This window comes from Fodinibius roseus, from assembly GCF_900129315.1.
Lineage (GTDB): Bacteria > Bacteroidota > Rhodothermia > Balneolales > Balneolaceae > Fodinibius > Fodinibius roseus.
In genome coordinates, this window is record NZ_FQUS01000060.1 from 1 (window position 1) to 1372 (window position 1372).

A 1372-nucleotide genomic window follows, 5' to 3' on the forward strand; every position below is an offset into this window, starting at 1 on the left:
TTACTCATAAATGAAATACGCTGTGACCCTGCCTCCCTTGTCCGAACGCAGGCGGACCCACTGTGCACTGTAATTGCTCGGAAACGCATAATGCAGGTATTCCCCCGGGCCGACCGCAAATTCTTTCAATTCATGCCACTTCCCGTCTCCTATCACATCCACCTCCAGGGTAAACCGGACCGTTTCATCAGCGTCATGGTTCAGATGAAGGGACTTCTTGTCAAATCCACCCATCAGATACGGATCGGAGATCTCTCCGGCCTCTACCTGGGTCTCATACCACACCCCTCCGCTTCCTGCGGGTTTGCCAAACGACCACAGATCATCCGTCTTTCCAAACCAAAGCCCTGCTTGCGCCTGCCCGGCCAACGGATTGCGATCAAGATTTGCACCATTAAACTGCATGGGCGTGGCCTGGTTGCCCGCAAACACCAGCATCCCTCTCCACGAAGCAAAGTCAGGAATAATTCTAAGATGCGTAGAAACCGGGCGGATGGCCCACAGGTTCCCCCCATAGGTATGGTAGCCCACTTCATAAAAGAGTCCATGCACATCCATCAGGGCCCGCTCGGTCTCCACCTCACGGATGCGCATCCATTCGGTATAACTGGTCCCGTCAAACGTCCGGCTTGCCTTGGGAAGCCGGTAGGTCGACCATTTCCCATCAATATAGGCCTTTAAGATCACAGAGGCTTTGTCCCACCCCGTAGCAAGCAGGGGAGCCCCGGACGCTCTGGCCCCCCACACTTCGGTAAACGCGGTCTTTTCCAAAATCTTCCAGCTCCCCTCCCCATCCCATTCGGCCAACCGCCCGTCATCGTCCTCCAACGAACTATAGGTATTGTTGGCTATAACGACCCGCCCGTGATTGGTGAATCCACTTTTAAAATGGGGCTTTGCCCCGCCCGGTACCGCTAATTCTCGTTTTAAATCAAACAACTGCCTGGTTTCCAAGGTATGTACATTCACTTCAAAAAACTCCCCCTCCATCGCAAGGAAATACACCTTATTGGCCGGGTCCGTCAGATGCTCCATCGTCGCCGCCAAGCGATGCTCCTGTACGCCTTCGATCACTCGTACATTTCCGGTCGTATCGATGGCATAAGGCCCCATAAACAGTTGATGGCTGGGCCCATGAATCAAGCGGTTCGCGTAGGTCCCTACCACACTTTTCGGATGTTTGTGGAGCGTTAAGTCCTGATCAATCTCATACAATCCGGTGCCCGAGCCCGTTTGTTTCATATGGGCTACATACGTAACTGCCCAAAGCCGGTCGGCCCACGGCATCAACGCCCCGATCCCGGCTTCCGTTCGGGGAGCATGATCCGCTACCATGGCCGTCTCTGGGACAACACCGCTAATATTGGTTTTA

The 1372-nt window shown here is 54.2% G+C and carries 1 protein-coding gene; it reads right to left on the reverse strand.

Translation table 11 applies throughout. The annotated features are described in order from the left end of the window. A partial coding sequence (locus BUB16_RS20985; RefSeq protein WP_211483262.1) for a hypothetical protein occupies positions 1-1372 on the reverse strand: 1372 nt, incomplete at its 5' end.